The sequence below is a fragment of the Streptomyces katrae genome, assembly GCF_000966975.1.
In the GTDB taxonomy this organism is placed as follows: domain Bacteria; phylum Actinomycetota; class Actinomycetes; order Streptomycetales; family Streptomycetaceae; genus Streptomyces; species Streptomyces katrae.
In genome coordinates, this window is the sequence record NZ_JZWV01001549.1 from 1 (window position 1) to 1889 (window position 1889).

Genomic DNA, 1889 nt, shown 5'->3' on the forward strand with positions numbered 1-1889 from the left:
GCCCCCGGCCCGCCCCGCGCACCCGGCCACAGCCGCCGTCCTGTTCACCGGCACCGCAGTGCCCCGCCCCGTCCCCGTCGGCCACGCCCTGCTGCTCGCCGCCCACGAGGCCTGGGCACAGGTCGCCCGGCTGACCCCCGAGGACCGCCACCTGTTCACCGGCGGGGCGGACCTCACGGCCTTCGCCGCCGGCTGGACCCGCGCCCTGTGCTCCGGCGCCGCCCTCGTCCTCCCCGAAGGCACCGCCTGGACGCCCGGCGAGATACCGGACGCCGTGGCGGAGCACGAGGTCAGCGTGCTGCACACCGACCCCGCGGGCGCCCTGCGCCTCCTCGACCGCAGCCTCGACCCGGCCGGCGCCGCCCGCCGGGGGCGGCGCGAACCCGCCCCGCGGCTGTCGGCCCTGCGCCTGCTCACTGTCACAGGGGACCGGCTCCACCTCGACCAGCAGACCACCCTCCACGACCGGCTGCGCCCCGGCGCCCGCGTCCTCAACGTCTACGCCCCCGCCGAAACGGCGGGCGCCGGAACCTGGTTCGAACTCCCGCAGCTGCCCCGCCCCCTGGACGAACCCGAACGGCTCGCCCTGCTCGGCACCCCCTTCCCCGGCTCCCGCGCCGAACTGCGCGCCGGGGAACTGCTCCTGACCCCGCCGGGCGGCGCCGACCCCTTGCCCACCGGGGACCTCGCGGTGCTCCGTCCGGACGGGCTGCTGGAGTTCGCGGGACGCCTGCGCGACCGCATCACCCTCGCCGACGGCAGCCCCCTCGACCCGCATCCGGTCGAGTCCGTCCTGCGGACCCACCCCGGCGTCGGCGCGGCCGTCCTGGCCCCCGTCGGCAGCCGCCGGAACACCCGGCTCGTCGCGTACGTCGCCCCGCCCCCCGACGAACCCGGCCCGGACGGCGGCGCGCCCGTGGACGTGGAGGGGCTCCGCGACCACCTCGCGGGCCGCGTGCCCGAGGCCGGCAGCCCGGTCCGCCTGGTACGGCTGCGCACGCTGCCCCGCACCAGGGCGGGCCAGGAGGACCGGGCCGCCGTCCCGAGGCCCCCCGACCCGGGGGCCCGGCCCGCGGGCAGCGGCAAGTACGGGTCCCCGGCGGGCGGGGAAACGCCCGGCTGCTTCGGCTTCGGCTGCGCGGCGGTGCCGCTCGCCGTCCTCGCCCTGTTCGCCACCGACCTGATCTGGCCCGGCTCCACCGACCTCACCGGGGTGCCCGGCCCGTGGTCGTTCCTCTTCTCCGTCCTGTACTTCTTCGAGTGCGCGGCCTTCGCCGCCGGCCTGCTGTTCCTCTTCGCGGGCCGCAGCCGGATGCGGCGCCCGGGGACGGGCCGGCGTCTGACGACGGCGGCCCACCTGGCCGTGGCCTACCTGCTGCTGGCCTGGTGGCCGCAGGACAACCTCTACCGGCTCGCGGCCAAACAGGACTGGCCGCGGCAGGCCGCCCTCGTCTACACCTTCAACATCCCGCTGATGATCGCCGGGTTCATCGTGGCGGTCTACCTCACCCGCAGGCCCGCCGCCCCGCCGTCCGGCTCCGACGGCTGACCCCGCTCCCCGACGGCGAAGTCCTCGCCCACCGCCCGGGCCCGCTCCCGCACCAGCGCCTCGGCCGCGTCCAGCACCTCCCGGCTGTGCGCGGCCACCAGCACCCCCAGCCAGGGAGCCGGGTCGAAGGCCGCCGTCGGGATCGCGGGCACGAACACGGCCCCGAGCCCGGCGCAGTCCCGCGCCAGACCGGCGCACACCTCCTCCAGCTGGGCCTCCGGAAGCCGGGCGCCCAGCTCCACCCGGTCAGCGATCCGTACGAGGTGCCCCGCGCCCCGCAGTGCGTCGAGCCGGGCGGCCACCATGAACGCCGCCGACGGGCCGGTCAGCCGCAGGTTGG

Annotated in this window: 2 protein-coding genes; one reads left to right on the forward strand and one right to left on the reverse strand. The window is 77.9% G+C overall.

The genetic code is table 11. The features are described 5' to 3' along the window. On the forward strand, window positions 1-1549 hold a 1549-nt coding region (locus VR44_RS39080), incomplete at its 5' end, for an AMP-binding protein (protein ID WP_045952443.1). Here VR44_RS39080 and VR44_RS39085 read toward each other — a convergent pair. After that, the coding region (locus tag VR44_RS39085; protein ID WP_045952444.1) for a hypothetical protein at window positions 1501-1889 on the reverse strand (389 nt) is incomplete at its 5' end. The two genes, VR44_RS39080 and VR44_RS39085, sit on opposite strands and share 49 nt — an antisense overlap.